The sequence below is a fragment of the Gordonia sp. NPDC062954 genome (genome assembly GCF_044543825.1).
In the GTDB taxonomy this organism is placed as follows: domain Bacteria; phylum Actinomycetota; class Actinomycetes; order Mycobacteriales; family Mycobacteriaceae; genus Gordonia; species Gordonia tangerina.
The window spans coordinates 521,886-547,291 of sequence record NZ_JBITWL010000001.1; the positions used below are offsets into that span (position 1 = coordinate 521,886).

Annotated in this window: 26 protein-coding genes and 2 pseudogenes; 17 read left to right on the forward strand and 11 right to left on the reverse strand. The window is 68.0% G+C overall.

What is annotated here, in order from left to right:
- Positions 1 to 30: 30 nt before the first annotated feature.
- The 3 genes and pseudogenes from ACIGKQ_RS02465 (at position 31) to ACIGKQ_RS02475 (ending at position 2,712) form a co-directional block, all read left to right on the forward strand.
- On the forward strand, positions 31 to 1,347 hold the full coding sequence (locus ACIGKQ_RS02465; protein ID WP_235722401.1) for a cytochrome P450: 1,317 nt from the start codon (positions 31 to 33) through the stop codon (positions 1,345 to 1,347).
- A 135-nt stretch (positions 1,348 to 1,482) separates the two neighbouring features.
- A pseudogene (locus ACIGKQ_RS02470) lies at positions 1,483 to 2,112 on the forward strand (endonuclease).
- Positions 2,113 to 2,391: 279 nt separating this feature from the next.
- Positions 2,392 to 2,712: a transglycosylase family protein gene (locus ACIGKQ_RS02475; RefSeq protein ID WP_235722399.1), complete on the forward strand. Its 321-nt coding sequence runs from the start codon at positions 2,392 to 2,394 to the stop codon at positions 2,710 to 2,712.
- 52 nt (positions 2,713 to 2,764) lie between these two features.
- On the opposite strand, the gene ACIGKQ_RS02480 is transcribed toward ACIGKQ_RS02475, so the two are convergent.
- Positions 2,765 to 3,967: a cation:proton antiporter gene (locus ACIGKQ_RS02480; protein ID WP_396572185.1), complete on the reverse strand. Its 1,203-nt coding sequence runs from the start codon at positions 3,965 to 3,967 to the stop codon at positions 2,765 to 2,767.
- Between the two features lie 105 nt (positions 3,968 to 4,072).
- On the opposite strand from ACIGKQ_RS02480, the gene ACIGKQ_RS02485 reads away from it, so the two are divergent.
- Both ACIGKQ_RS02485 and ACIGKQ_RS02490 read left to right on the forward strand, forming a co-directional pair.
- Positions 4,073 to 4,840 carry a hypothetical protein gene (locus tag ACIGKQ_RS02485; RefSeq protein ID WP_396572150.1) on the forward strand — a complete coding sequence of 256 codons (768 nt, stop codon included), beginning with the start codon at positions 4,073 to 4,075 and terminating at the stop codon, positions 4,838 to 4,840.
- A 95-nt stretch (positions 4,841 to 4,935) separates the two neighbouring features.
- Complete coding sequence (locus tag ACIGKQ_RS02490; protein ID WP_287016686.1) at positions 4,936 to 5,430, forward strand: acyl-CoA thioesterase; 495 nt, start codon at positions 4,936 to 4,938, stop codon at positions 5,428 to 5,430.
- Positions 5,431 to 5,473: 43 nt separating this feature from the next.
- Here ACIGKQ_RS02490 and ACIGKQ_RS02495 read toward each other — a convergent pair whose 3' ends face one another.
- The 3 genes from ACIGKQ_RS02495 to ACIGKQ_RS02505 form a co-directional block, all read right to left on the reverse strand.
- Complete coding sequence (locus ACIGKQ_RS02495) at positions 5,474 to 5,857, reverse strand: hypothetical protein (RefSeq protein WP_235722396.1); 384 nt, start codon at positions 5,855 to 5,857, stop codon at positions 5,474 to 5,476.
- Between the two features lie 86 nt (positions 5,858 to 5,943).
- Positions 5,944 to 6,600, reverse strand: a complete 657-nt coding sequence (locus ACIGKQ_RS02500; protein ID WP_396572152.1) for a response regulator — start codon at positions 6,598 to 6,600, stop codon at positions 5,944 to 5,946.
- On the reverse strand, positions 6,597 to 7,760 hold the full coding sequence (locus ACIGKQ_RS02505) for a sensor histidine kinase (RefSeq protein WP_396572154.1): 1,164 nt from the start codon (positions 7,758 to 7,760) through the stop codon (positions 6,597 to 6,599). Before ACIGKQ_RS02505 ends, ACIGKQ_RS02500 begins: the two co-directional genes overlap by 4 nt.
- Before the next feature lie 123 nt (positions 7,761 to 7,883).
- Here ACIGKQ_RS02505 and ACIGKQ_RS02510 point away from each other — a divergent pair, with 123 nt between their 5' ends.
- Positions 7,884 to 8,807, forward strand: coding sequence for an ABC transporter ATP-binding protein (locus ACIGKQ_RS02510; RefSeq protein ID WP_396572156.1), 924 nt, complete (start codon positions 7,884 to 7,886; stop codon positions 8,805 to 8,807).
- Positions 8,804 to 9,619 (forward strand): ABC transporter permease, encoded by an 816-nt coding sequence (locus ACIGKQ_RS02515; RefSeq protein ID WP_396572157.1) that lies wholly within the window; start codon positions 8,804 to 8,806, stop codon positions 9,617 to 9,619. Before ACIGKQ_RS02510 ends, ACIGKQ_RS02515 begins: the two co-directional genes overlap by 4 nt.
- A 42-nt stretch (positions 9,620 to 9,661) precedes the next feature.
- Here ACIGKQ_RS02515 and ACIGKQ_RS02520 read toward each other — a convergent pair whose 3' ends face one another.
- Both ACIGKQ_RS02520 and ACIGKQ_RS02525 read right to left on the reverse strand, forming a co-directional pair.
- Positions 9,662 to 10,714 (reverse strand): PHP domain-containing protein, encoded by a 1,053-nt coding sequence (locus ACIGKQ_RS02520; RefSeq protein ID WP_287016797.1) that lies wholly within the window; start codon positions 10,712 to 10,714, stop codon positions 9,662 to 9,664.
- Positions 10,711 to 10,896, reverse strand: coding sequence for a hypothetical protein (locus ACIGKQ_RS02525; RefSeq protein ID WP_235726275.1), 186 nt, complete (start codon positions 10,894 to 10,896; stop codon positions 10,711 to 10,713). The genes ACIGKQ_RS02520 and ACIGKQ_RS02525 overlap by 4 nt, the downstream gene beginning before the upstream one ends.
- A gap of 34 nt (positions 10,897 to 10,930) precedes the next feature.
- On the opposite strand from ACIGKQ_RS02525, the gene ACIGKQ_RS02530 reads away from it, so the two are divergent.
- Positions 10,931 to 11,635, forward strand: coding sequence for a guanylate cyclase (locus ACIGKQ_RS02530; protein ID WP_235726276.1), 705 nt, complete (start codon positions 10,931 to 10,933; stop codon positions 11,633 to 11,635).
- 43 nt (positions 11,636 to 11,678) lie between these two features.
- On the opposite strand, the gene ACIGKQ_RS02535 is transcribed toward ACIGKQ_RS02530, so the two are convergent.
- The gene (locus ACIGKQ_RS02535; RefSeq protein ID WP_396572186.1) at positions 11,679 to 12,647 is read right to left on the reverse strand and encodes an oxygenase MpaB family protein; all 969 of its coding nucleotides are present in this window, start codon (positions 12,645 to 12,647) and stop codon (positions 11,679 to 11,681) included.
- Positions 12,648 to 12,898: 251 nt separating this feature from the next.
- Here ACIGKQ_RS02535 and ACIGKQ_RS02540 point away from each other — a divergent pair, with 251 nt between their 5' ends.
- Both ACIGKQ_RS02540 and ACIGKQ_RS02545 read left to right on the forward strand, forming a co-directional pair.
- Positions 12,899 to 13,495: a TetR/AcrR family transcriptional regulator gene (locus tag ACIGKQ_RS02540; RefSeq protein WP_235726277.1), complete on the forward strand. Its 597-nt coding sequence runs from the start codon at positions 12,899 to 12,901 to the stop codon at positions 13,493 to 13,495.
- A gap of 294 nt (positions 13,496 to 13,789) precedes the next feature.
- Entirely contained in the window at positions 13,790 to 15,046 is a 1,257-nt protein-coding gene (locus ACIGKQ_RS02545) for a S1C family serine protease (RefSeq protein ID WP_235726287.1), read from the forward strand.
- A 99-nt stretch (positions 15,047 to 15,145) separates the two neighbouring features.
- On the opposite strand, the gene ACIGKQ_RS02550 is transcribed toward ACIGKQ_RS02545, so the two are convergent.
- Positions 15,146 to 16,117, reverse strand: coding sequence for an isopenicillin N synthase family oxygenase (locus tag ACIGKQ_RS02550; protein ID WP_235726278.1), 972 nt, complete (start codon positions 16,115 to 16,117; stop codon positions 15,146 to 15,148).
- Complete coding sequence (locus ACIGKQ_RS02555; RefSeq protein ID WP_396572160.1) at positions 16,114 to 16,623, reverse strand: nucleoside deaminase; 510 nt, start codon at positions 16,621 to 16,623, stop codon at positions 16,114 to 16,116. Before ACIGKQ_RS02555 ends, ACIGKQ_RS02550 begins: the two co-directional genes overlap by 4 nt.
- 90 nt (positions 16,624 to 16,713) lie before the next feature.
- Between ACIGKQ_RS02555 and ACIGKQ_RS02560 the strand changes: the two genes are divergently transcribed.
- Positions 16,714 to 18,252 carry a PucR family transcriptional regulator gene (locus ACIGKQ_RS02560; RefSeq protein WP_396572188.1) on the forward strand — a complete coding sequence of 513 codons (1,539 nt, stop codon included), beginning with the start codon at positions 16,714 to 16,716 and terminating at the stop codon, positions 18,250 to 18,252.
- Between the two features lie 23 nt (positions 18,253 to 18,275).
- Here the strand turns inward: ACIGKQ_RS02560 and ACIGKQ_RS02565 are convergent, their stop codons facing one another.
- Both ACIGKQ_RS02565 and cynS read right to left on the reverse strand, forming a co-directional pair.
- Positions 18,276 to 19,697: a purine-cytosine permease family protein gene (locus tag ACIGKQ_RS02565; protein WP_396572162.1), complete on the reverse strand. Its 1,422-nt coding sequence runs from the start codon at positions 19,695 to 19,697 to the stop codon at positions 18,276 to 18,278.
- Between the two features lie 105 nt (positions 19,698 to 19,802).
- Positions 19,803 to 20,255, reverse strand: a complete 453-nt coding sequence (cynS, locus tag ACIGKQ_RS02570) for a cyanase (RefSeq protein WP_235726281.1) — start codon at positions 20,253 to 20,255, stop codon at positions 19,803 to 19,805.
- Between the two features lie 121 nt (positions 20,256 to 20,376).
- On the opposite strand from cynS, the gene ACIGKQ_RS02575 reads away from it, so the two are divergent.
- From ACIGKQ_RS02575 to tnpB, 6 genes and pseudogenes are all read left to right on the forward strand, one after another.
- Complete coding sequence (locus ACIGKQ_RS02575) at positions 20,377 to 20,838, forward strand: hypothetical protein (protein WP_266063852.1); 462 nt, start codon at positions 20,377 to 20,379, stop codon at positions 20,836 to 20,838.
- Between the two features lie 13 nt (positions 20,839 to 20,851).
- Entirely contained in the window at positions 20,852 to 22,228 is a 1,377-nt protein-coding gene (locus tag ACIGKQ_RS02580; RefSeq protein ID WP_396572164.1) for a diacylglycerol/lipid kinase family protein, read from the forward strand.
- Between the two features lie 83 nt (positions 22,229 to 22,311).
- Positions 22,312 to 22,665, forward strand: a complete 354-nt coding sequence (locus ACIGKQ_RS02585) for a Fe-S protein (protein WP_266063848.1) — start codon at positions 22,312 to 22,314, stop codon at positions 22,663 to 22,665.
- 113 nt (positions 22,666 to 22,778) lie between these two features.
- The gene (locus ACIGKQ_RS02590; RefSeq protein ID WP_287016803.1) at positions 22,779 to 24,011 is read left to right on the forward strand and encodes a cyclopropane-fatty-acyl-phospholipid synthase family protein; all 1,233 of its coding nucleotides are present in this window, start codon (positions 22,779 to 22,781) and stop codon (positions 24,009 to 24,011) included.
- Positions 24,012 to 24,093: 82 nt separating this feature from the next.
- A pseudogene (locus ACIGKQ_RS02595) lies at positions 24,094 to 24,393 on the forward strand (recombinase family protein); the annotation flags it as partial.
- The coding region (gene tnpB / locus ACIGKQ_RS02600; protein ID WP_396572167.1) for an IS607 family element RNA-guided endonuclease TnpB at positions 24,393 to 25,406 on the forward strand (1,014 nt) is incomplete at its 3' end. The pseudogene ACIGKQ_RS02595 and the gene tnpB, both read left to right, overlap by 1 nt.

Below are 25,406 nucleotides of genomic sequence, written 5' to 3' on the forward strand. Positions count from 1 at the left end.
AGCGTACCGGGCACACGAGAGGACCGCGGGATGACGACCGGACAGATCAGCGAGGTCGAACCGATCCTCCCCCCGCGCCCGCGCCTGCCGAGGGTCGCGACCGGTCTCGGCTTCGCCCTCCGCAGGCGCCAGACGATGACGCAACTGACGCGGCGATACGGTTCCACGTTCACGATCGGGCTGCCCGTGTTCGGCGACGTGGTAGTGGTCGCCGATCCCACTCTGGCACGGCAACTCTTCACCACCTCGACCGATCGCGTCGCCAACATCCGCCCCAACCTCGGCCGCGTCCTCGGCGCCGGGTCGATGTTCTCACTCGACGGCGCCGAGCATCGGCGACGCCGGAAGCTGTTGACACCGCCGCTGCACGGCAAGCGGATTCGGTATTACGAGGCGGTGGTCGCCGAGGAGTTCGCCGCCGAGGCGGTCACGTGGCCGACCGGACGCCCGTTCGCCACCCTCGAGCCGATGATGCGGATCACCCTCAACGTCATCCTGCGCACGGTGTTCGGTGCGCGCGACGCCGACCTCGACGTCCTGCGTCAGATCATTCCGCCCATGGTGACGACCGGATCGCGGCTGGCGACGATCCCCGACCTGCCGCTGACCTTCGGCCCACTCGATCCGCGTCGCCGATTCGCTGCACAGCGCGAGACCTATGACCGCGTCGTCGGATCGCTGATCGCCTCCGCCCGCGCCGAGCACGACCTCGCCCACCGCACCGACATCCTGGCGCTGATGATCCTCAGCCGACACGAGGACGGCTCGGCGATGACCGATGCGGAGATCGCCGACGAGCTGCTCACCTTGCTGGCCGCCGGACACGAGACCACCGCGACGACACTCGCCTGGGCGATCGAACGCCTCCAGCGTCATCGCAGGGCGCTCGACACGCTCGTCGCCGAGCTGGACGCGGGTGGCAGCGATTACCTCACGGCCACGATCACCGAGATCCAGCGCAGCCGGCCGGTGATCGACCTCGCCGGCCGCCATGTGATCGACGACCTCGTCGAGCTCGGCCCGTATCGAATACCCAAGGGCCACAACATCATGGTGTCGATATCCCTCTTGCACGACGACAGCCGCCAGTTCCGTGATCCCGAGCGGTTCGATCCGGAACGCTTCTTGGGGACCACGCCCGGGCCCGCATGGCTGCCGTTCGGCGGCGGTACGCGCCGATGTATCGGCGCCGCGTTTGCACAGATGGAGATGGACGTCGTTCTGCGCGCACTGATACGCGATTTCACCATCGAACCGTCGACATCGCCGGATGAACGCTGGCACTCTCGCGGCGTCGCGTACGCACCCGCCCGCGGCGGACGTGTCGTACTGCACCGCCGTCGGTAGCGCGTCATGCTCCCCGGGACAGGATGGACGATTACCTGACCCGCCGTCCGGGTAACACCTCAGCGACAGCTCGCGGGGGCGGGCGCGTGGCGCCGCCGACCCGTGAGACCTCACGAGTCGACGAGAGGGATCACCGTGTCACACCAGCGCGTCGTCTCGGCGCTGATCGAACGCGCCGGGCGCACCTACGCCGACGAGGCCGGCATCACCCTGAAGAACACGCCGGCACCCCTGTTCCAACTGCTGGTCCTGTCGCTGTTGCTGAGCGCGCGCATCTCGGCCGACATCGCGGTCGCGGCCGCACGCGAGTTGTTCGCCGCGGGCTACCGGACGCCGGCGAAGATGGCCGACGCCGACTGGCAGGACCTGGTCGATGCACTCGGGCGCGGACACTACGTGCGCTACGACGAGAGCACCGCCACCCGACTGGGCGAGGCCGCACGCAAGGTCGGCGACGACTACTAGGGCGACCTACGCACGCTGGCCGACCGCGCCGACGGAGACGTCGGTCGCGCCGCCAAGGAACTACAGACGTTCACCGGGATCGGCCCCACCGGCGCATCGGTGTTCCTGCGCGAGGTACAGGACGTGTGGGACTGGGTCACCCCCTACTTCGACGAGCGGGCACTGTCGGCGGCCGGCGAACTGGGGTTGCCCGACGACCCCGTCGAACTGCACCGGCTCGCGGACGGTCATCCGGCGCTGCTGGCAGCGGCCCTGGTGCGCGTATCGCTCGATGACGACCTCCGGGCGGAGTTGACCTGACGCCACACGGGACCCGCTCCGCGCGTCGAGGTCGGTGACCGACACCACAATCTGGCTGTGCGATCCGTCACAGTGAAGCGGATGTCAGATCGTGATCCGCGGCCCGCAAAACGCCGCGATGCGCAGGGAATTCACAGGATTCGACCCTACGTTATCGACGCGTGATCAAAATCCTGCAGGTCACCGAGTCGATGTGACCTTTCTGTTATCCGCTTGTAGGGTCGCCACCGGTCCGAGATCAGCCGCCCAGCCAGCTACGGGGTGGCGATAGGAGGAACGATGACCATGAGCATGAAGAAGCTTGCTGTGCGCGCCGGAATCGTCGGCGCCCTGTCCCTGGCCCCGTTCGCTGCAGTCGCCGGCACCGCGTCGGCGAACAACTGGGACGCAGTCGCCCAGTGCGAGAGCGGCGGCAACTGGGGAATCAACACCGGCAACGGCTACTACGGCGGCCTGCAGTTCTCGCAGAGCACCTGGGAAGCCAACGGCGGTGTCGGGAACCCGGCCAACGCCTCGAAGGCCGAGCAGATCCGGGTGGCCGAGAACGTGCTGGCCACTCAGGGCGCCGGCGCATGGCCGACCTGCGGTGCCTACCTCTGACACCGCGCGTGTGACCGTGTTGTGTGGCCGTCGCCCCTGAGCGGGGCGGCGGCTACACCCGTTCTCGGGGCGTGATCAGGCGTGCGATGAGCGGAAACACCAACACCGTGGTGGCGCCGGCTGCGACGAGCACCGATGCCAGTTGCACCGACATCAGATCGGCCGCAGTGGCCACTCCGGTGACCGCCACGATGATCGGCAGGCCGGTGGCCGCATACAAGGCGAGCTGAGTTCGTTCTCGCTGGTTCACCAGATTGTTGCCATGCTGCACGTAGCGCTCGCTGAGCCACACCGGCAGTCCGCGGGCGACCGCGATCGCGACGACCAGCCCAAGCCACAGCACCGGTTGCCCGAGCACGGCCGTCACATCGATGTTCATCCCCGAGACGACGAAGAAGACGGGGATGAGCACACCGAAGGCGACGACCTCCAGCGACTTCCCGACCTCGTGGTTCTGTGGCCCGATGAGCCGCTGCAGGATCAGTCCGGCGGCGAAGGCGCCGAGCACCACATCGAGGTCGAAGACGGCGGCCACCGTCATCAGGGTGACCAGCAGCAGGAACACCACCCGGACCGGCAACTGTGCTGTGCCCTCGCTCATCTCCGACACCGCGTATCGCACGCCCGGGATTCGCTCCACGATGCGTTGGGGTACCGCACCGATGAGCACCGCGGCGACCCCGAAGAGGATCAGCACCACCAGCGCACCGCCCACGCTGCGACTGGTGAGCAGTAGCGACATCGCGATGATCGGCGCCAACTCCCCCACCGCCCCGTGGGCCATCACCGACCGACCCAGCGGGGTGTCGAGCAGTCCGTCCTGCTTGATGATGGGCAGCAGCGTGCCCAATGCGGTCGAGGTCAGCGCGATGGCCACCGCGATGTGCGCGCTGAAGTTCTCGTCCGGGATCGCGAAGGTGACCGCGATCAGGGCGATCGCCAGACCCGCCAGCCACGTCATTCGCGCCACCCTGCCCGACCTACCGCCGAGCAGTTTCGGATCCAGTTCGTAGCCGGCCAGCAGGAACAGCATGCCCAGGCCCAGTTCGCTCAGGATCTGGACGCTGTCGACGTCGGCCCACCCCAGCAGATGGGGGCCGATCGCCATGCCGCACACCAACAGGATCACCACATCCGGCACGTAGCCGCGCGTGATCCGCGACAGGATCGGCGACGCTGCCGCGGCGACGGTGATCCAGAACAATGATTCGATCGCGGAGGTATCGGCCGACGAAGACGCCTCGGCGATCACCATCATCCGGTCATCCTGGCACATCGCCGGGCAACCAACCCATCCGCACACTCCCACCGGGCGAATCACGTGTGCCAGAACACAGACGACGACGTTTCGGAGATCCGTATGGGTACACGCACACACGGCCGGCACCGGCTGGATCGACACGACAGCCGCACCCCGCAAGCCGTCGACCGGCGCCGCCCGGCCAGACTCGCCGCCTGGGTGGCGGCCGGATCGGCACCGGCGATACTCGTCTTCACCGGGGGCGCGATCGCTTCGGCCCAACCGGCTCCCGCACATCTCACGGCCGACATCGGACCGCACCACATCGTCGATGACGACGCGGGTACCCGGACCGGGCCCGGCAGTCGCGCGCTACCCGACCGGCCGCTGCCCACTTTCGATCCGAGCACGTTGCACGCCCCGGCACCCACCGCACCGGTCCTGCCGATCACCGCGCCACCGGACACCGTACGGATCGGAGACATCACCGCACCGGCGCCGCAGTGGCTGCCGCCCGAGCAGACCGAACAGGTCAATACCGCCGCCGCGACCGGCGAGGCGCAGATCGCCACCGCGGGCGACGCCGTGGGCCTCGATTCCGCGCGCTCGGACCGGGTCGCGGCGACCACCATCGCCGGCGCGGCCACCGGCGCAGCCGTCGCCACTGCGACGGTCGGTGCCCCGCTCGCGGTCGCCGGCGGGGTCGTCGGTGGTGTCGCCGGACTGGTGGCGGGGGTGCCATTCCTGCCCGCCGGCCTGGTGGTGGGACCGCCGGTCGGGGCGGCCATCGGCGCAGCCGCCACTGCGGCGCCGTTCGCTGCGGCCGGCGCAGCCATCGGCGGCGGCGTGGGCCTCGCCCAGGGGCTGGCCGAACCCGCACATCCCTGAGGCACCCCGTTGGGATATCACTGCGTTGCCGACCTGACCAGCCGGTAGGTGAAAGGCTGGTCAGGTCAGACGCCGCAGCCCGATGGGAGCCATGGATGGAGACTGTCACCGACCGTACCGACGCCGACGAACCCGAGGGCGACGACGACCGGATCAGCTTGTCGATGTCGTTGTTGATGACACCGGACATGGCCAACTTCACCGGCAACGTGCACGGCGGGACCTTGCTCAAACTGCTGGACCAGGTCGCCTACGCCTGTGCGAGCAGGTACTCCCGTCGGTACGCCGTGACATTGTCGGTGGACCGGGTGATCTTCCGCGAACCGATCCGGGTGGGCGAAGTGCTGACCCTCTCGGCGTCGATCAACTACACCGGCCGGACGTCGATGGAGGTCGGTATCCGCGTGGACACCGAGAACGTGCTCACCGGCGAACGCCGCCATACGAACAGCTGCTACTTCACGATGGTCGCCACCGATGACGCCGGCCGACCACACCCGGTGCCCCAGCTGGTACCGCGCACCGCAGTCGCGCGCCGACGGTTCACCGAGGCCGAGGAACGCCGAGCGGCACTTCGATCAGCCCAGTGAAAGTGACCCGGTGACGATCAGCCCAGCAACGCCGATGGTCGCCTCATTCGTCGGAGGCATCATCCTCGTCGAGCGCGCTGACGGTGATGCCGTAGGGCAGAAACCGGACCTTACGCCGCGGATCGGTGTTGTGTTTGTTGGCCCGCAGCGCGTCGATCTCGGAGGCGTAGACCTGTTCGACCCGTGCACCGCCGTCGTCGCTGACGACGAAGACAGCCCAGACTCCGGTGCCGGTCTCCCCCGCCGTCTCGGGTTCACGACGGCGCGGGCGTCCGGCGTCGGTGAACAAGGTCGACCACGCCGCGCCCTGGGCCCCGGAGCCGGACAAGAACTTGCCGACCATGTCGCGCACACCGTCGGTGGCCTCGCGGGCAAAGCGATCGAAGTCCTCGGGACTCATCCCGAATGGACCGTTGTTCTCCGCCATGTGCGACCTCCTGCTGCTGCGGATCGGCATCGTCGCCGTGTGATGTCCAGTGTCCACGCCAACGCCGGTCGGCGCCACGTCCGACCTCAGGCCAGACCGGCGTCGTGCAGCGCAATCGCCACCTGCACCCTGTTGGTGGCGCCCAGTTTGGCGAAGATGTGCGAGATGTGCGCCTTCACGGTCGCGACACTCATGTACAGCTCCGCGGCGATCTCTGCGTTCGAGGCGCCCTTCGCCACGCACACTGCGACGGCGCGCTCTCGTTCGGTGAGCGCCGTCAACGACTCGCGAGCCGCGGATGCCCGCGCGCTGGTGCCGTCGCCACCGATCACCTGCTTGATCAATGCCGCGGTCACCGAGGGGCTGAGGGCCGGTTGGCCGCGCAGCACGTTCTTGATCGCGGCGACGATGTCGCTGGGCGGGGTGTCCTTCAGCAGGAAACCGTCGGCGCCCACCGCCAATGCGCGCACCACGTACTCGTCGGCGTCGAAGGTGGTCAGCACGATCACCGCGGGCGCGTTCTCGAACTCCTTCAAGGCGGCAGTGGCCGCGATGCCGTCGAGGACCGGCATGCGCAGATCCATCAGCATCATGTCGACGGGCTCGCTGATGTGCCGGTCGATGGCCTCGCGGCCGTTGCCGGCCTCGGCGGCGATCACGAGGTCGGGATCGCCGCCCATCAGCAGTCGCAGACCCGACCGGACCAGCGGGTCGTCGTCGACGATCATGATGCGTGCTGTCATGACTGCCACGGTAGCCAGACATGCAGTACGAAATGCCGGTCGTCGGTGCGTACCGCGGAATGTCGCCCACCGCTGAGCGCCACCCGCTCGGCTACGCCGACGAGTCCGAGACCCGACGGCGGCAGGGCGGTGGCCTCCGGGCGCAGCGGTAACGGGTTGTCCACCAGCAGGTCCACACCCGCCGACGGGTCGCCGGTGATACGCACGGTGACCGTGGCGGCGGGCGCGTGTTTGCGAGCGTTGGTCAGGGCTTCCTGCACGCATCGATAGATGGTGCGGACTCTGGTGGCGGACATGCCCGCGAGCTCGGCGCGACACAGGTACTCGATGCGCATCCCGTCGCGCCGATTCTCCGCGATCAGTTCGTCGAGATCGGCCGGGCGCGCCTGCGGCGACTCCGGGTCGGCGTCACCCGGTCCTTCGCGCAGTACCCCGAGTACCTCGCGGAGTTCGGTCAGCGCCAACCGTGAGGTCTCTTCGATCGTGCGCGCGGTGTCCCGAACCTGCTCACGCCCCAGATCATCTCGATAGGCCAGCGCGCCGGCGTACATACTGACCGTCGAGATCCGGTGCGCGAGCACGTCGTGCATCTCGCGGGCGATCCGCGCCCGTTCCACCGACCGTGCCCGGCCCACCTCGGCATCGCGTTCGGATTCGGCCAGGATCGCCCGGGCCCGCCAGCTGGCCAACAGTTCCCGGCGCGAGCCCACGTACATCCCCCAGGCGACCATGGTCGCCACGACGGCCACCATGATGCCGTACCGCAGCAACCAGGGTTCGGTGACATCGGGAACGTTGAGGACATCTTCGGCGACCGCCCCGCTCACCAACGCCAGGATCACCTGCGGAATGATCTCGCGCCACCTGCGTCGCGTGGACAACGAGACCATCGCCAGCGTCGCCGGGCCGGCCGCGCTCGCCGAGATCGCGGTGGCCAGGTTCTCGAAGGTCGCCACCGCCACCGGATGGCGACGCCGAAACCACACCGCGACATAGCCGGCGAGCCCGATGCACAGATCGGCGACGAACCACCAGCGCGCGTGCTCCCACTGATACCCGATCCGGGATCCCCAGGCGACGGCCGAGATGACCAGCGTCAGCGCCAGCCGCCAGACATGGCTGAAGACCGAGAGCTGCGGCTGATAGTCCTCGGGTCGCACCCCTACACGGTAATCGGGGTTACCTGGGGGTCACCTCGACCATCCGGCCACCAACATCTGCGACTTTGGTCGGAGTCGGCATGAACCGACGGACGATGCGGTCGATGGCGCCGGCGGACGACGATGGTCGTCATGATCACCGTGGAAAATCTCACCAAGAGATACGGCGAGTACACCGCCGTCGACGACGTCTCGTTCACCTGTGCACCGGGTCAGGTCACCGGTTTCCTCGGACCCAACGGCGCCGGGAAGTCGACCACCATGCGAATCATCGCCGGGCTGACCCCGCCGACGGCGGGTTCGGCGACGGTCGGCGGGCGCGCCTACCGCGACATCCCCAACCCCGCAACGCACGTCGGGGTGTTGCTCGACGCGTCCGCGCAACACGCGGGTCGCACCGGAGCCGAGATCCTGCGGCTCAGCGCAATGACCCTGGGAATCCCGCGGGCACGTGTCGACGAGATTCTCGAGCTGGTGAGTCTGACGCCCGACGAAGCCGACCGCCGGGTACGCAACTACTCGCTGGGCATGCGTCAACGTCTGGGCATCGCCAATGCGCTGCTCGGCGATCCGAACATCCTGATTCTCGATGAGCCCGCCAATGGACTCGACCCCGCGGGTATCCACTGGATGCGCACGCTGTTGCGCGACTACGCCGACCGTGGCGGGACGGTGCTGCTGTCCTCACATCTGCTGCACGAGATCGAGATCATCGCCGACGAGATCCTCGTCATCGGCCACGGCCGAATCGTCGCGCAGGGCACCAAGTCCGAGCTACTGGCCGCCCAGGGAACCCACGTGCGATCGCTCGACGACGCGGCGTTGGCCACCGCGCTGGGCAACACCGGCATCGAGGTGCGGGGCGCCGACGGCGGCGGTCTACGCACCGACGCCGCACCGGAAGACGTCGGTCGGGTCGCGGCCGCCGCGGCCATCGCGCTGGTGGAACTGCGGCCCGCCGACGGAGCCCAACTAGAGGAAATGTTCCTCGAACTCACCCAACAGACCCAGCGCGAACAGCCCGCCCTGTCAGGAGTGCCGTCATGACCGTCCAGATTCCCACTCGCCCAGCAACTCCGGCGCCCGAAGACGCCGGTGGGATCCGCGACACCGCGATCCCGCTGACCCGATTGACCCGCGTCGAACTACGCAAGCTGGTCGACACCCGCGCCGGATTCTGGCTCGCCGCATCCATCGGGGTCATCTCGGTGGTGGTCGCGGTCGCGATGCTGATCGCCGACCGCAACAGCCCCGAGAACCTGAACTTCGGACAGTTCTTCGGCATGATGAACATTCCGACCGGCATCATCCTGCCGGTCCTCGCCATCCTGCTGGTCACCGGCGAATGGAGTCAACGCACCGCGCTGACCACGTTCACGATGGAACCGCGCCGAGAACGGGTGGTGCTCGCCAAGTTGGCCGCAGCGCTCATCGCGGGGGTCACCGCCGTGATCATCTCGCTGGGGTTGGGTGCGCTGGCCAACATCGTCGCCGACATCGCCTACACCGATCCGGCCGGGGCGTGGTCGTTCACCGCCGCCGGGCTGAACTCGTTCGTACTCCAGATGTTCGGCCTTCTCCTGGGATTCGGCTTCGCGGCGCTGATCCTGAACACGCCGGGCGCGATCGTCGCCTACTTCGCACTGCCGACCGCGTTGATGCTGCTCACCGAGCTCGTGCCGTGGTTCGGCGACAACGTGGGCCAGTGGCTCGACCCCGGGTCGACCAACGCACCGTTCCAGTCGGGCGACTGGGCCACCGGCGGCGAGTGGGCGCGGCTGATCGTGTCCGCCATGGTGTGGATCGCCATCCCGTTGACGCTAGGAGTGATCCGCGTCCTGCGCTCGGAAGTGAAGTGAGCCGGTCACGTGAGCCGGCCCGGAAGAGCCGTGGTCCGCACCTCAGGTGCGGGCCGCGGCCCACTCGATCACCCGGTCTGCCGGCCAGGTGGTGACGATGCGTTCGGCCTCGATCCCCAGCTGTACCGCACGATGCGCCCCCAGCGCGGTGAAATCGAGTTGACCAGGTGCATGGGCATCGGAGTCGATCGCGAACAGGCAGCCCATGTCTCGCGCGAGTTCGATGAGATCATCGGGTGGATCGACGCGTTCGGGACGTGAGTTGATCTCGACGGCCGTACCGTGCTCGGCGCACGCTGCGAACACCTCTCGCGCGTCGAATGTCGACGGTGGTCGGGCACCCCGGCCGGTCCCGACCCGCCGGCCCGTGCAATGGCCGAGCACATTGCAGCGCGGATCGCTCACCGCGGTCACCAGGCGACGCGTCATCGGTGCCGCGTCCATGCGCAGCTTGGAGTGCACCGATGCCGTGACGATGTCGAGTCGGTCGAGCATCTCGGTGGTCTGATCGAGTGTGCCGTCGTCGAGGATGTCGACCTCGATACCGGCCAGCAGGCGCAGCTCGCTGTCGGACTGGTCGTTGTATGCGTCGATCTCATCGAGTTGGGCACGCAACCGTGCCACGCTGAGTCCGTTGGCGACCGTCAGCCGCGGCGAATGGTCGGTGATCGCCAGCCACTCCAACCCCAGGGTTGCGGCTGCGGAAGCCATCTCGGTCAACGGTGCGCCGCCGTCGCTCCAATCGGTGTGGGTATGCAGGTCGCCGCGCAATCGCGCGTAGAGCGCATGCCCGCCGTCGGCCAACGACGCCGGCGCCGCGTCCTGCAGCCGCCGCAGATACTCGGGTAACCCACCGGCCACCGCCTCGGCAATCACCGCCGCCGTCCGCGTACCGATCCCACCGATGTCGGTGAGGGTTCCTGCCGCCGCACGGCGCTGCAGTTCGTCTCGCCCGACCTCGTGTGCCGCGCGCGCCGCGCGGCGGAATGCCTCCACCCGATAGGTACTCTGCCGGTCCCGTTCGAGCAGCCAGGCGATTCGGCGCAGTGCGGTCACCGGCTCCACCGGGGCGTCGAGTGGCGGCAGACCTCTCACCGTTGGTCGCCGCCGGCATCATCGGCGGGCGCGTGGGCCTGGCCGTGCCGCCGATGCAGGCGTTCGCGAACGTCGTCGGCACTGTAGGCGTTGCGCTGTCGTTGATCCCGGGCCACCACCACTCCACCGGCCGCCACTCCGACCGCACCGGCGAGTCCCAACCACTTCCACGCGTTGCGCATGGCTCGAGGATAGTTGCTGCCCTAGGCTGCTCTCGTGCGCACAGGCGAGGAACTCGGCGGCACCGGCATCGAACTCGAACGGGCTCTGGATGTGACCCGCACCGGCGATATCTGGCTGTTCCGCGGCCGATCCGGGCCGGATCGGGCCATCCGGACCCTCACCAATGCGCCGGTCAATCATGTGGCGATGACCGTCGCGATCGACGATCTGCCCCCGTTGCTGTGGCATGCCGAGCTCGGCGACCGGCTGACCGATGTGTGGACCGGCCGTCACCATCGCGGAGTCCAGCTGCACGATGCGCATGACGCCGTCCGGCAGTGGATGGATCGCTACGACCAGGATTGTTGGCTGCGCCAGCTCAGCCCGGACATCACCCGCGCACAGGAGGACAGCCTGCTCACCACGATCGCCCGCCTGGACGGGACACCCTTCCCGGCGACGGCGCGGCTGGCCGGCCGATGGTTTCGGGGCCGAATGCCCAACAGCGTCGACGTGGTCCGCGGCATCCCGTACCTCGACCGCCGGGCACGTGAGCGCCGGGCACGACGACACGCGCACGACACCGGGCTCGAGTCGGCGTATTGCGCCGAGGTGGTCGCGATCACCTACACCGACATGGGCCTGCTCGACGCCGACAAGGATTCCCGGTGGTTCGATCCGGGCCGATTCTGGAGCGGCGATCAGCTACCGATGACAGCCGGGTTCGCGCTCGGCGAGGAAATCGCGGTGGCGAAGTAGATCTGCGGGCCGAACGGTCCGACCGACGCAGGCCGTCGCCGCATCAGAGTGCGGCCTCGACCTCCGCGCGGCCGAGTTCCGGGTCGCTGCCGGGTACGTACGTCGACTCGGTGTGCGCCACGGTGACCCCGTGGGCGACCCGTGCCCGCGCCGCGGTGTACTCGGGCAGGTCACCCATGGTCGCCTGCAGACCGTTCAGTGCACTCCACACGACGCTGCGCCGCGCGCGGCGCTCGATGGGGTTGGGCGGTCGGTGCAGCACCAATTGCGCCGCCCACTGCGGCATGGTGTCACGGATCGCCCAGTCCACCGCGGCCTGTGCTTGATTGGTCAGATTCACGCCGGTGGCCACGGCGTTTCCATGGGTGAGCGCCAGCCTCGGTAGGTACTCCTCCAGACAGGCGAGCGTGTCGGCCTTCGTGGTGGGCAGGTCGACGCCACCCAAGGCATGCCCGACGCGGACGAACTCGCCGTAATAGCGGTCGAGTTCGGCGCCCCGCAACGGCCGCGGATGATAGATCTCGTGCGCGGTGGCGATTCCCCACACCACGGTGGCGTAGTTCCACCGCAGCCAGTCCGGATCGTCGGCGTCGTAGGCCAGACCGTCGGGGCGGGTTCCCTTGATCGTGTGGTGCATCGCCCGCACCGTCCGGGCGAGGCGTTCGGCCGTCTCGGTCGACCCGTAGGCGGTGCCGATGAAGAACGCGACCGAATGACCGAGCCGCACTGCCGCTCCGGCGGGATCGATCCGTCCGGTGGGTTCGCCGTCGTCGGCCTTCTGCACGAGGCGCGAATGATGCACTCCCATCCAGAAGATGCTCGGATCGAGGCGCTCGAGATAGGAGGCGCACTGCAAACCGAAGATCAGCGCCGGCGTGTGCTGGTGGACGTACCAGGTGGCACTGTCGGGTCCGAACCACCCCGGATCGCCGTGCGGTTCGTCGAACTGCATGCCGCGAAAGAACTTCGCGCGGACCATCTCGTCGAAGCGGCCGTTGAGCCACAGCCCCATCAGCTGATGCGGCAGCGGGAAGGGCGCCAGATTGGTTAACGACAGCCCTTTCGGGATGGGCAGTGCATTCGGGATAAATAGGGCATTCGGGATGGATAGGGCATTCGGGATCGAGGGGGCGGTGAGCGTCGGCGACATCGCACGTCCTTCCGGTAGTCGGCGGTGGACCGTTGCGCTCCACCCTACTTTCTGGTGACAGTCGTGACCAGACTTCGTTGGGACGAGGATCGGGCGCGACGTAGGCTGATGCGATGTCGACACCAACCCGTTGGGCAGGAGTGCCGCTGACCGACCGCCGGATCGAGCGCCGTGCGTTGTTGATCGACGCGGCCTTCGAGGTGTTCGGCGCCGAGGGCGCCGCCGGACTGTCGGTGCGCTCGGTCTGTCGCGCGTGCGGCCTCAATACCCGCTACTTCTACGAGAGTTTCTCCGACACCGACGAACTACTGGGCGCGGCCTACGACATGATCGCCGGACGGCTCGCCACCCGCGTGGAAGAGGCTATGTCGGCGACTGACACATCGGTACGATCACGCACGGCCGCCGGGATCCGGGCTGTCCTCGGGTTCGGTTCCGACGACCCCCGATGCGGCCGGATCCTGTTCACCGAGGGGCGCGCCCACCCGGTCCTGTCCGCACGGCGCACGGCCACCCAGGACCTGCTCACCGAACTGGTTGTCGCCGAGACGGCGTCGTCGCGCTCGGCGCGCGATCCCCTCAGCCTGCACACCGGTGCCACCATGTTCACCGGGGCGATGGCCGAACTCGCCCAGCAATGGCTGGCGGGCAACCTCGGCGAGGATCTCGACGCCGTCGTGGAGCGGGCGGTGGCATTCGTTCTTCGGTGAGGTCACCCGGCCCGCGCCACACAGCAGCCGAGAATCTCCGATTTACCTGAGATTTCGGCCAGCGAATTGCCAGCGAATCCGCAGCCCGATTCTTGAGATCCTCTCATCCTGGGCAGGCATCGTGGGCTCGTGAACCAAACTCCTCCCGCCGATTCGGGTGACGGACACCGCGAGCACGGCGCTGCCGACTCCGCCCCCGACACCGAACACCTCACCGAACCGGTGACCACTCCCTTTGCCGCACAACAGCAGCCGTATCCGCCCGGCCACCACCAGCCTTGGGCGCACGACCCGATGTCGAGCACCTATCCGATGACACACGGCGCACCTCCGCACGTGGCAGTGACGCAACCGGCCAGTGCGCCGAATCGTCCCCGTTCCGGCGTCACCAAGCCGATCGTCGTGACCGCACTGCTCGCCGGCCTGCTCGGTGGCGTAGTGGGCGTCGGAGGCAGCGCGCTGCTGAACAACGACGGCTCCGGGTCGGTGCCGGTGCTCAGTTCTGCGCCGGACACCGCGAACAACGCCGCCGACGTCAAGCCCGGTTCGGTCACCTACGCCGCCCAGATCGCCTCGAAGTCGACTGCCGACATCAAGGTGGCCGGCGCGCAGGGCTCGGCCGTCGGCAGCGGCGTCGTGTTGTCCCCCGACGGCTATGTGCTGACCAACAACCACGTGGTCGCCATGGCCGGCAACGGGAGCACGATCCAGGTCACCACCAGCGACGGGAAGACCTACGGGGCCGAGGTGACCGGCACTTCGCCCTCCTACGATCTCGCGGTCATCAAACTCGACGGCGCATCCGGGCTCACACCGGCTGCGCTCGGTGACTCCGACGGGCTGCAGGTCGGCGAGCAGGTCGTCGCAGTCGGCAGTCCGGAGAACCTCTCCAACACGGTCACCTCGGGAATCGTCAGCGCGTTGTCGCGCACGGTGACCGCCGCCGACGAAAGTGGTTCGGGTGTGACCGTGTACAACGGCCTGCAGACCGACACACCGATCAACCCCGGCAATTCCGGTGGGCCACTGGTGAATCTGAAGGGCCAGGTCGTCGGCGTGAACTCAGCGGTCGACACCGGGCAGGCGGCCAGCGGCGGCGTGCAGGCCTACGGCCTCGGTTTCGCAATCCCGGTCAACACCGCCAAGCGGATCGGCAACGAACTGCTCCAGGACGGCCAGGCGACCAAACCCGTACTCGGCGTGTCCGGTTCACTCACCGCGACCGACAGCGCGGCCGAGGGCGCGCAGATCTCGTCGGTGCAGTCCGGTGGTGCGGCCGATCAAGCGGGCATCAAGCAGGGTGACGTCATCACCAAGATAGGCGACACGCCCATCAGCAACTACGCCGACCTGATGGCGCAGATCCTGACTCACACCCCCGGCGAGACCGTCTCGGTCACCGTGGGTTCCGGCAGTGACGCGCGGACCGTGCAGGTGAAGCTCGGCAGCGCGGTGGACAAGCAGGAGACCACCATTCCCGAGTCCGGCGGACAGTCGAATCAGCCTCGGATTCCGTTCGGCGGCGGCGGGTTCGGCGGACTCGTGCCCTGATACCCCGGGGAACGGGGCGGCTCCGTCGGTCGGTGACCGGCGGAGCCGTTTACGCTCACCGGAAAGCCTGTATCCGCAGCTCCCGCTACGACCCGAACGTCACCCCACGGTGATGGCGTCGAGGCGTTCACGGATGAAGTCGCCGGAGACCACCGGCGGTAGTCCGCGACGCCTGCCCAGTGGCGGCGAGATGGGCGTGACCACCGCATCGTGGTTCAGTTCGTAGAAGAAGATCAGCGACACGAGATCCTCGTCGGGCGCGTCGGGATGCGGCGGCAGCACACGATGGCGTCCGGCGGGCCAGCGCCCACCGGACCAGTATTCGAGCAGGTCGCCGATGTTGATGGTGAGCGCCTCGGGATCGAAGGGGGCGTCGGCCCATCCGCCCTCGTCGCTGTACACCTGCAACCCACCGGCGCCGGGTTCGCGATCCAACACGGTCACGGTGCCGAAGTCGGTGTGCGGGCCGATCCGGAACTGCCCCGGCTCCGGCGGTCCCACCACCCTCGCCGCCGGATAGTGGTTGATGTTCGACGTCCACGTGGCATTGCCGGCGAGCCCGTGAAACGGATTGGCGCCCGGACCGAAACCGAGAGCTGCCGCCATCAGGGCGAGCAGGTCGTCGCAGAGTTGCTTGACCTGGCCGGTCCAGTCGGTGAACAAGCCGCGCAGATCCGGCGTCTCGGCCGGCCAGACGTCGGGGGCGAACCAGTAGTCGTCGACCCCGGGTATGCCGACCGGCGTCTGGGCGCCGCAGTTGTAGGTCTCCTTGAGATCCGGCGGTGTGTCGGTGCCCTCGGCGTAGCCGTTGGCCTCCATCCCGGGGCCGATCCAGCCACGCCCGCCCACCGTCACGGCGTACTGTCCCTTGACCTCGGTAGACATGGCGAAGAAGCTGCGAGCGGCCGCCCGCAGCGAAGTGGGCAGAGCGGGATCGATGCCGTGCCCGCGTACCAGCAGAAAGCCCGCCTGCTGCAGCGATTCGTCGACGGCGGCGCACACCCGGTCGGCCGCGGCACCGCCGGCCCGCCAATCATCGAGATCGACGGTGAGGATGGGACCGTCACTCATGCCCGGCCTCCTGCCGACTTCACGATCGGGGTGTCGGCCACGCCGATGTCCTCGTTCCACACCGCGGGGTGGGCGGCGACGAAATCGGTCATCATCGCCACACACCTGCTGTCGTCGACGATGGTCACCGCGACGCCGAGATCCGCCAGCCAGTCCTGTCCACCACTGAACGTCCGGTTCTCGCCGATGATAACGGCGCCGATCCCGAACTGACGGATCAAACCGCTGCAGTACCAGCAGGGCGCGAGCGTGGTCACCATCACCGTCGACGAGTAGTCACGTTGTCGCCCCGCCGCCCGAAAGGCGTCGGTCTCGCCGTGCACGGACGGGTCGTCGTGCTGGATCCGTCGATTGCGCCCCTCGCCAAGCAGTGTTCCGTCCGCCCGGAACAGAGCGGCACCGATCGGGATGCCCCCTTCGGCCAAGCCCAGTTGTGCTTGCCGGAAGGCGGTGTCGAGCAGAGCCATCGGATCCAGATCGGCAAACGGGTCGGTGCGGATGTCCATGCTCCGAGCCTGCCGCCGGTTCGGCTCGCAGACAACCGACACTTCGTCATCCTGCACTGCCGCGGCTACGGGCATATCGTCATTCCGGTGGTGGCTGCCTCTCCGGTGTCGTTGTGTCTGCGAGATGTTCTCGAGCATCATCTCGACGGCGCCGATCCGCATGTTCTGACCGCACACGATCGCCTCGATCGGCCGGTGGGCTGGGTGCATTCCAGTGAGATCTTCGAGATCGGTCCGCTGCTCTCCGGTGGCGAATTGCTGCTCACCACCGGCCTGGGCCTCGCCGGTCTCGACGCCGGCACCCGCAGACACTACGTCCGTGATCTCGCGGAGCGCGGTGTGGCCGGTCTCGCCTTCGAGATCGGGCGTACCTTCGACGCGATCCCCGACGAGATGGTCCGCGAGGGCTCGGCGTGCCGCCTGCCGATCATCGAACTCCGTCGAGTGCAGCCATTCATCGAGGTGTGCCGACGAGCGAACACGGCGATCGTCTCGGCGGAGGTCGACGACCTGCGGTTGCGCACCCGACTCGACGCAGCCCTGCACGCCGAGTTGACCTCATCCGGCGGGGTGGCCGGGATGCTCGGACACCTCGCCGACGCGATCGGCTCCCCCATCGTGTTGATCGGATCGCAGGGGGCACTGCTCGCTGCCCATGGTGTCGACGACGATCGGGCGGCCTGGCGGATCGTCGATGGCGCCCCGGCGTCGGTCACGATCACCGTGCGGGGCCGGGAGATCGGCCGATTGGTGGCCGGTGGCAGCCACAGGTCCGGCAGTCGGGCTGAGGCGCTGCTCGACCTGGCCGCCGGCCCGCTCGCCGCGGCGCTCACACGAGCCGGCACTCGCGGTTCGGCCGTTGGGGCCCGGTTGGTCGAGGAAATCGTCGACGGCCGCCCCATCCGTCGCGCGGATCTGCTCGCTCGTCTGGTCAGTTCCGGTGTGGGTGTTCGGGATTCATCTCTGGTGGTGCCGGTGGCCGCCGAAGCACCCGATCCGCGGATGGCCGAGTCCGCGCTCGCGCGGACTGGTGGCGCGCTGGGTGGCCTGGTGCAGGCGACGGTCGATGCGACGGTGTACGGCCTCATCGTGGTGCCTTCGGCGCCGGACCCGGTGGGCCAGACGGCGCGGGCACTCGAAAAGGCCGGCAGTGCCGCGACACGCTCCACGTTCGTAGTCGGGGAAGCCACCGGCTTCGACGACTCCGCCCCCGGTGCCGGTCTGTCGAGCGCGCTGACCGTCTCGCTTCGCCGGTGCGGTGAACGGATCGCCCTGGCGGACACGCTGCGTCGCGACGCTCCCGCCCGACGCGTGTTCACCGGCCGGGAACTACTCGCCGATGCCGCCGCCCATACGATCGGCGCGGAGGTCCGCGCCGAACTCACCGCCCTGCTGGCACCACTGGTGACCCACGACCGACACCACGGCGGGCCACTGGTGACCACCCTGGACACCCATCTGCGCCATGGGTGCAGCGCAACCAGATCCGCGCAGATCTTGCACATCGGGCGGCAGAGTATGTACCAGCGCCTGGACCGCATCCGCGCGGTGTTGGGTTTTGACCCCACCGAACCCGACGTCGCCGCCTCGATGCTGCTGGCGATCGGGGTGCACCGCGCCGACCGGTGACAGCGCCCGAACGATTCGTCTGTTCAGCGGTACATCTGCTGCGATCGGGCGACGCGATCACGGGCGAGGATCAGATAGCCGACGAAGGCCACCACGAATCCGACGAACGCCCCGATGTCACCGAGTTCGGGTACCGCCCGGACCACGAACCCGACGAACTTCTCCTGATTGCAGAACAACAACAGCGACCCGGCCAGGGCGATCACGAACGCCGCCACACCACCACGGTTTCGGTAACCCGCGTCGTAGAGCAGCGTCAGCGGCGGTGGGTCGCGACGCAGCAGGCGATCGGCGAAGACCACGCCGAGCCACGGACCGATCCAGTAGGCGACCAGCAACAGGAACGCCTCATAGGATGCGGCGGCGTCGGCCAGCGCCCACCATGCGACGGCGAAGCCGACCACGCCGAAGAACACGGTGACCAACGCCCTCTGCAGGCCCACCGGAAGCGTGAATCCCATCGTCACGAATGCCATGGCGCCCGAGTACACGTTGATGGCATTGGCCGCCACCGCACCGACCGCGATCGCGAGCAGGGTCAGATCGGCGATCGCCGACGGCAGGTTCGCGGTGAACGCTTCGGTCGGGTTCTCTGACACCGGATCGCCGATGGTGACCGAGGCGGCGCCCACCACCATCAGGAAGGTGCACGACGCGAACAGTCCGGCCGAGGCGAACAGGCCGGTCTGCACCTTCGACACGGTCGGCGGCAGGTACCGCGTGTAGTCGGCGGCATACGGTGTCCAGCCGGCGGTGTAGCCGAAGGCGGCACCGACGGTGAGCAGGAAGCCACCCAGGGAGAAACCGCCGTCGGCCGCGGGTGCCGCGACATCGGACTTGCTGAAGATGATCACCGCGCCGATCACGAAGACGATCGCCAACACCGGCGCCGCGAGCCGTTCGAAACGCTGCACGAGGTTGTGTCCGAAGAACGCGAAAGCTGTTTGCAGCACCACGATCACGACCAGAGCAGTCAGCGGTGTGAGCCCGAACAGCGTGGACAGTGCGAAGGCGCCGCTGACGCTGTTGGTCGCGAACCAGCCGACACCACACATCACGGCCATGAAGGTGGCCGGCAGGATATTGCCGCGGTAACCGAAGGCCAGTCGCCCCAAAACCATCTGGGGTACGCCGTGCAACGGCCCCTCGGCCGACAGCAGGAAGTGCGCGATGGCGCCGAGCAGGTTGCCCAGCGCCATCGCGGCAACCGCCTGCCAGAACGACAGTCCGAAGTAGAGAACCGAGATGATGCCGACGAAGATCGTCGCGAACTCGAGGTTGGGCGCGGTCCACGTCCAGAACAGTCCGCGGGGCCTGCCGTGTCGGGCCGCCAACGGGATCGGTTCGTTTCCGCCGGGCTCGACGGCCAGGACCTTGTCGCGATAGCCGACGTGCAGGGCGGTGGCGTCCGGGTCGGGATGCTCGGTGGGTGCGCCGATGATCATGGCGTAACTCTGCTGCCCGCGACGTCGCCGATTCAACTGACGAACTGTCGACTGCAGCGGCGGTCGCGAAGGACAGATCGCACATCTGCGTGGCCGGCCGCGACGTCACCACCGATAGTCGAGAAACTTCCCGTCGAACGTCACCACGACGCGGTCGCCGTCGGGGTCGGCACGGCGTGCCACGTCGACCTTGAAGTTGATCGCGCTCATGATCCCGTCGCCGAACTCCTCGTGGATGAGTTCCTTGAGCGCCGGGCCATACACGGCCAACGCCTCGTGGAAACGGTAGATCGTCGGGTCCGTGGCGACCGCGTCGTCGGCGATCCGCGTCGGCTGACGGGTGAGACTCTCGGCGACTCCTTCGCCGAGTCCGAGGACCTCGACCACGACAGCTGCTTTCTCCGCCGGCACCGGGTGCTGTCCGAGCAAGGCGGCGACGGTCCACACCAGCGGCGCGTCGATGCGCTCGGCGATCTCGGACCACTTCAGTCCCTGCCGGATTCGGGCGGCGACGATCAGTTCGGCGGCGTCGGACTTGGGCATGATCGGGGCGGTCATCTACTCACTCCTCGGTTCGGGTTCACTGTCTTGTCCACCTTGCGGGGTACCGGCGGCATCCGCCACACGACGCCCCGGCGACCGGCCACCGGCCAACCACCCGGTGGGTACGCTGACTGTCGTGACCAGTCCACCAGGGCCGCAGAAGATGCCGATGCAGAATGTCGCGAACCGCATTGTCCGAGGCCTGCTCGCCACGCCGGGACTGCATCGCGTGGTGAGTGGCCGGTTGATCACCCTGTATCTGGTGGGCCGTAAGTCCGGCCGGCGATACACCCTGCCGGTCGCCTATTCCCGCGTCGATTCGTCATTGCTGATCGGCACCCCGTTCGCCTGGAGCCGAAACCTGCACAGTGGCGGTCGAGTCGAGCTGCGGCTGCAAGGCAGCCGACGGACCGCCGACGTCGAGGCCTTCACCGACGAGGCAGACGTGGTCGCCCACTACGCCACGCTGTGCCGCGACAATCCGCAGTTCGCGAAGTTCAACGAGATCGAGCTCGATGCGCACGGCAACCCCAGCGAGACCGATCTACACACAGCATGGCGGGCGGGAGCCCGCTCGTTCCGCCTCACGCCCCACTGACCGATCGGTGCAGATGGACGAGCAACGGAGCCAACGCAGCGACCTCACCCATCGGCCCGATCTCCGACACCGGGCTGCCGCCCTGACCGCACTCATCGGACTGGTCGTGTTCGGGGTGGCATCACTTGCTTTCGTGATCCACAGCGCACCGGCCCTTGTCGCCACCGTCGGCGGTCTCGGACTGGCCGTCGGTGGCGCCTGGTGGGTGGTGACCGAGCGCGACCGGCGGCGGCTGTGGGGTATGGCGGCGATCGTCGCGGGGTTCGTCGTCATGACCTGGGCGATGGCGCATGCGCTCATCGCCGCCGACGCGATGATCCTGCGCCTTCTGGCCGCGCTCGGGGTCCTCGGTGTGGCGGTGGCGAGTGCACGCTTCGCACTGGCCGCCGACCTGCACGCGCTTGACCGTCGTCAGCAATCCCATCGGCCGCAGCGGCCAGTCCTCATCTGCAATCCCCGATCCGGCGACGGCAAGGTCGAGAGGTTCGGGCTACGTTCGGCCGCAGCGGAACTCGGTGTCGAAACTGTTGAACTCGAGCCCGGCGACGATCTGGAACAGCTCGCCCACGACGCGGTGGCCGCCGGCGCCGACTGCCTTGGCATGGCCGGCGGTGACGGTTCGCAGGCGATCGTCGCGGCCGTCGCCGTCGAACACGATCTGCCATTCGTCTGTATCAGCGCCGGCACCCGAAATCATTTCGCACTGGACCTGGGTCTGGACCGCGACGACCCGCGCCACACCCTGCGCGCGTTCACAGACGCGGTGGAACGGCGGGTCGACTACGGCACGGTCAACGGCCGCCTGTTCGTCAACAACGTGTCCCTCGGGGTGTATGCGACCATCATCGCCGAGGAGTCCTATCGCGCCGACAAGGCCCAGACCGCTGCGGCGATGCTGCCTGACCTGTTGGGCCCCACCGCCCGTCCGTTCGATCTACAGTTCACTGCCCCGTCCGGACGCGACGTCGACGGTGCTTTCGTGATCCTGGTGTCCAACAATCCCTACGTCGCATCCACGTCTCTGGACGCCGCGACCCGCCGCCGGATGGACACCGGCGCCCTCGGGGTGATCGCGGTGTCCACGTCCACGGCGGCCGAGGCCGCCCGACTGATGACCCGATCGGCTCTGGGCCTCCGCAAGACCAGCCCGTTCTGGCACGAATTCACCGCCGGATCGGTCGAGATCCGGTCGCGCAGCGGTCATGCGGCCGCCGGTATCGACGGCGAGGCCGTCGACCTCACGACCCCGATGACAATTCGATCGCATCCGCGCGGCCTGCGCCTACTGGTACCGGCCGAAAACGAGGTCATCGCCGCACGTCGGCAGGCACGCGACGTGAACGTCCGAGCGCTGGTGGACATGGCGGCGGGACGCGTCCCTCGACTCTGACCGGTGCCGCCCCGCCTACGCAGGTCATGGGCGCTCCCGCAGATCACCGATGTGCCGATGTCCGACTCGGGTACGCTGACGGCGTGGATCTACTACGCAACGTCGTTGTCCTGGTGCACATCGTCGGCTTCGCGATCACCTTCGGTGCCTGGGTCGCCGAGGCGGCGGCGCAACGGTTCCGGTTCACCCGGCCGATGGAGTACGGCCTGCTGCTGTCACTGCTGACCGGTCTGGCACTGGCCGCGCCCTGGCCGGACGGAATCGACCTCAACTACACCAAGATCGGCGTCAAACTGGTCCTCCTGCTCGCGCTGGGCGCTGTACTCGGCATCGGCAGCGTCCGGCAACGTCGAACCGGACAGCCGGTGCCGCGCGCGCTGTTCGTCGCGGCCGGGCTGTTGTCGGTGTCGGCGGCCGGCGTCGCCGTCATCTGGTAGGCCACGACCCCAGACGCACCCGGTCACGGCGCCCATCCGCGCACCGGTCGGCACCGAACTCCCGGTGACACCCCGGCCGGAGCCGCCGCGGCGGGTGTGTGACAAGGAGGGTCATGACTGTCGCAACCGCGATCGCCGACGTCGTCGAACGGCACACCAACGGTCCGTTGCCGGTGCATCTCACCGCGTGGGACGGCAGTTCGGCCGGACCCGGCGACGCTCCGCGCGTGGTGATCTACCGACCCGAGGCCCTGCGCCGACTGCTCTGGCATCCCGGCGAACTCGGTGTGGCGCAGGCGTATGTGACCGGTGAGATCGACGTCCGCGACGACCTCGATGCCACCTTGACGCATCTGTGGACGGTGGCCCACGAGCGCGGGCTCAGCTCTCTGCGACTCAGCCCGCGGTCGATCCTCGACGTCATACGACTCGCACGCTCCCTGGGGGTTCTCGGCCTGCCACCGGCAAACCCGAAATCGCAGGCGTCGATCCGCGGACGGCGACATTCGCCCGCGCGAGACCGCGCCGCCATCAGCCATCACTACGATCTGTCCAACGAGTTCTACGCCCTGATCCTCGACGAGCACATGGCGTACTCGAGCGCCTACTGGACATCGAACGAACCCGGCTACGGTCTGGCCGACGCCCAGACCGACAAACTCGACCGGGTCTGCCGCAAGGTCAGACTCGACACACGCCCCGGGATGCGCCTGCTGGACGTCGGTTGCGGCTGGGGATCGCTCAGTCTGCACGCCGCCGAACGGTTCGGTGCGCACGTCGTCGGCGTCACGATCTCGCGCGAGCAAAAGGCCTTCATCGACGCTCGGGTGGCCGCGCGTGGACTGGGCGACCTCGTCGATATCCGGGTCCAGGACTACCGCGCCATCCCCGACCGCGGATTCGATGCGGTCGCCTCGATCGAGATGGGCGAGCACGTGGGTCAACGCAACTACCCTGTCTATGCACAGACCCTGTCCGACAAGGTTGTTCCCGGCGGGCTCGTCTGTATCCAACAGATGTCGCGGCCTGCGGGCAATCACCCGGGCGGCGGCCCGTTCATCGAGGCGTTCATCGCCCCGGACATGTACATGCGCCCGATCGGCCGTACCGTCGATATCCTCGAGGCGGCCGGCCTCGAGATCCGCGACGTCGAGGCGATGCGCGAACACTACGTCCGGACCGTCGACGCCTGGTACGAGACCTTCGAGAAGAACTGGGCACTCCTCGTCGACCTCGTCGGCGAGGAGATGGCGCGTGTGTGGCGGCTGTACCTGGTCGGCGGACGGATGGCATTCCGTGACGGCCGGATGGGGGTCGACCAGATCACTGCGCAGCGACCCGCCTGACGTCCTGGACGCGGACCGCGCTCCCCCATCGGGATGTGGCGCGTTCTCGCACATGGACAGCGATGGGGTGAACACCGCACCGCACGGGAAGCGCCCCAAGATTCGGCGGGTGTTGTCGGACCCGTCTGTCAGTGTGGTGGTTGTGGAGCATCGTGATCGTCTGGCGCGGTTCGGGGTGGAGTACCTCGAAGCGGCGTTGTCGGCGCAGGGGCGTCGGATCGTGGTGACTGATGAGGGTGAGACCGACGATGATCTGGTCCGCGACATGATCGAGGTGTTGACGTCGATGTGCGCGCGTTTGTATGGACGTCGTGGTGCACGCAATCGGGCGATGCGCGCTGTCACCGCTACCACACATGCCGAGACGACCGGGCTGGGCTGATGGCCCGGTTCGAGGTGCCCGCGGGTTGGACAGTCCAGGCGTACCGGTTCGCGCTCGATCCCACGCCTGCGCAGGTGCGGGCGTTCCGGTCTCATGCCGGGGGTGCACGATTTGCCCACAATGTGATGCTGGCGGTGGTGAAGGCGGTGATCGATCAACGGGCCGCCGAACGCTCGTACGGGATCGTCGAGGCCGAGTTGACGCCGCTACTGAATTGGTCGTTGGCTGGTTTGCGTAAGCAGTGGAATGCGCGCAAGGACGAGGTCGCCCCGTGGTGGGGTGACAACTCGAAAGAGGCCTACAGCTCCGGACTCGACGCCTTGGCTCGGGGCTTGGACGCGTGGGGCAAGTCGCGTGCAGGTAAACGTGCGGGGAAACCGGTCGGGTTCCCGCGGTTCAAGTCCGCGCGGGCACGTAGGTCGGTGCGGTTCACGACCGGCACCATCCGGGTCGAGACCGACCGCCACCACATCACTCTGCCCAGGATCGGGCGGATCAAGACGCACGAGTCGACCCGAAAGTTGGCTCGCCGCATCGATAACGGAACCGCCCGGGTTCTCTCGGCGACTCTGTCCGAAGACGCGTCAGGCCGCTGGCATGTGGCATTTCAGGTCGTCGTGCAGCGAGCAGTCGCGGTACCCGGCCATGTCGGTGCCCAGGCGCCGGTGGTGGGTGTTGATGTCGGGGTGAAGGCTGACGGTCTGCTGGTTGTGGCTACCCCGGACGGGCGTGAAGTGGCGCGGGTCGCGGCACCGAAATCGTTGACCGCCGCCCAGCATCGGCTACGGGCGCTGCAGCGGCGCGCCGCCCGCCAGCGTGGCCGCTATGATTCGGCCACCCAGACTCGGCAGCAGCCGTCGAACCGGTGGCGCGTCACGCAGCAGCGGATCGGGCGTACCCACGCCCGCGCCGCAGCGATACGCCGCGACGTCCTACACAAGGCCACCACCACACTCGCTGCGCACCATCAGGTGATCGTGGTGGAAACATTGAACGCGGCCGCGATGGGCTCG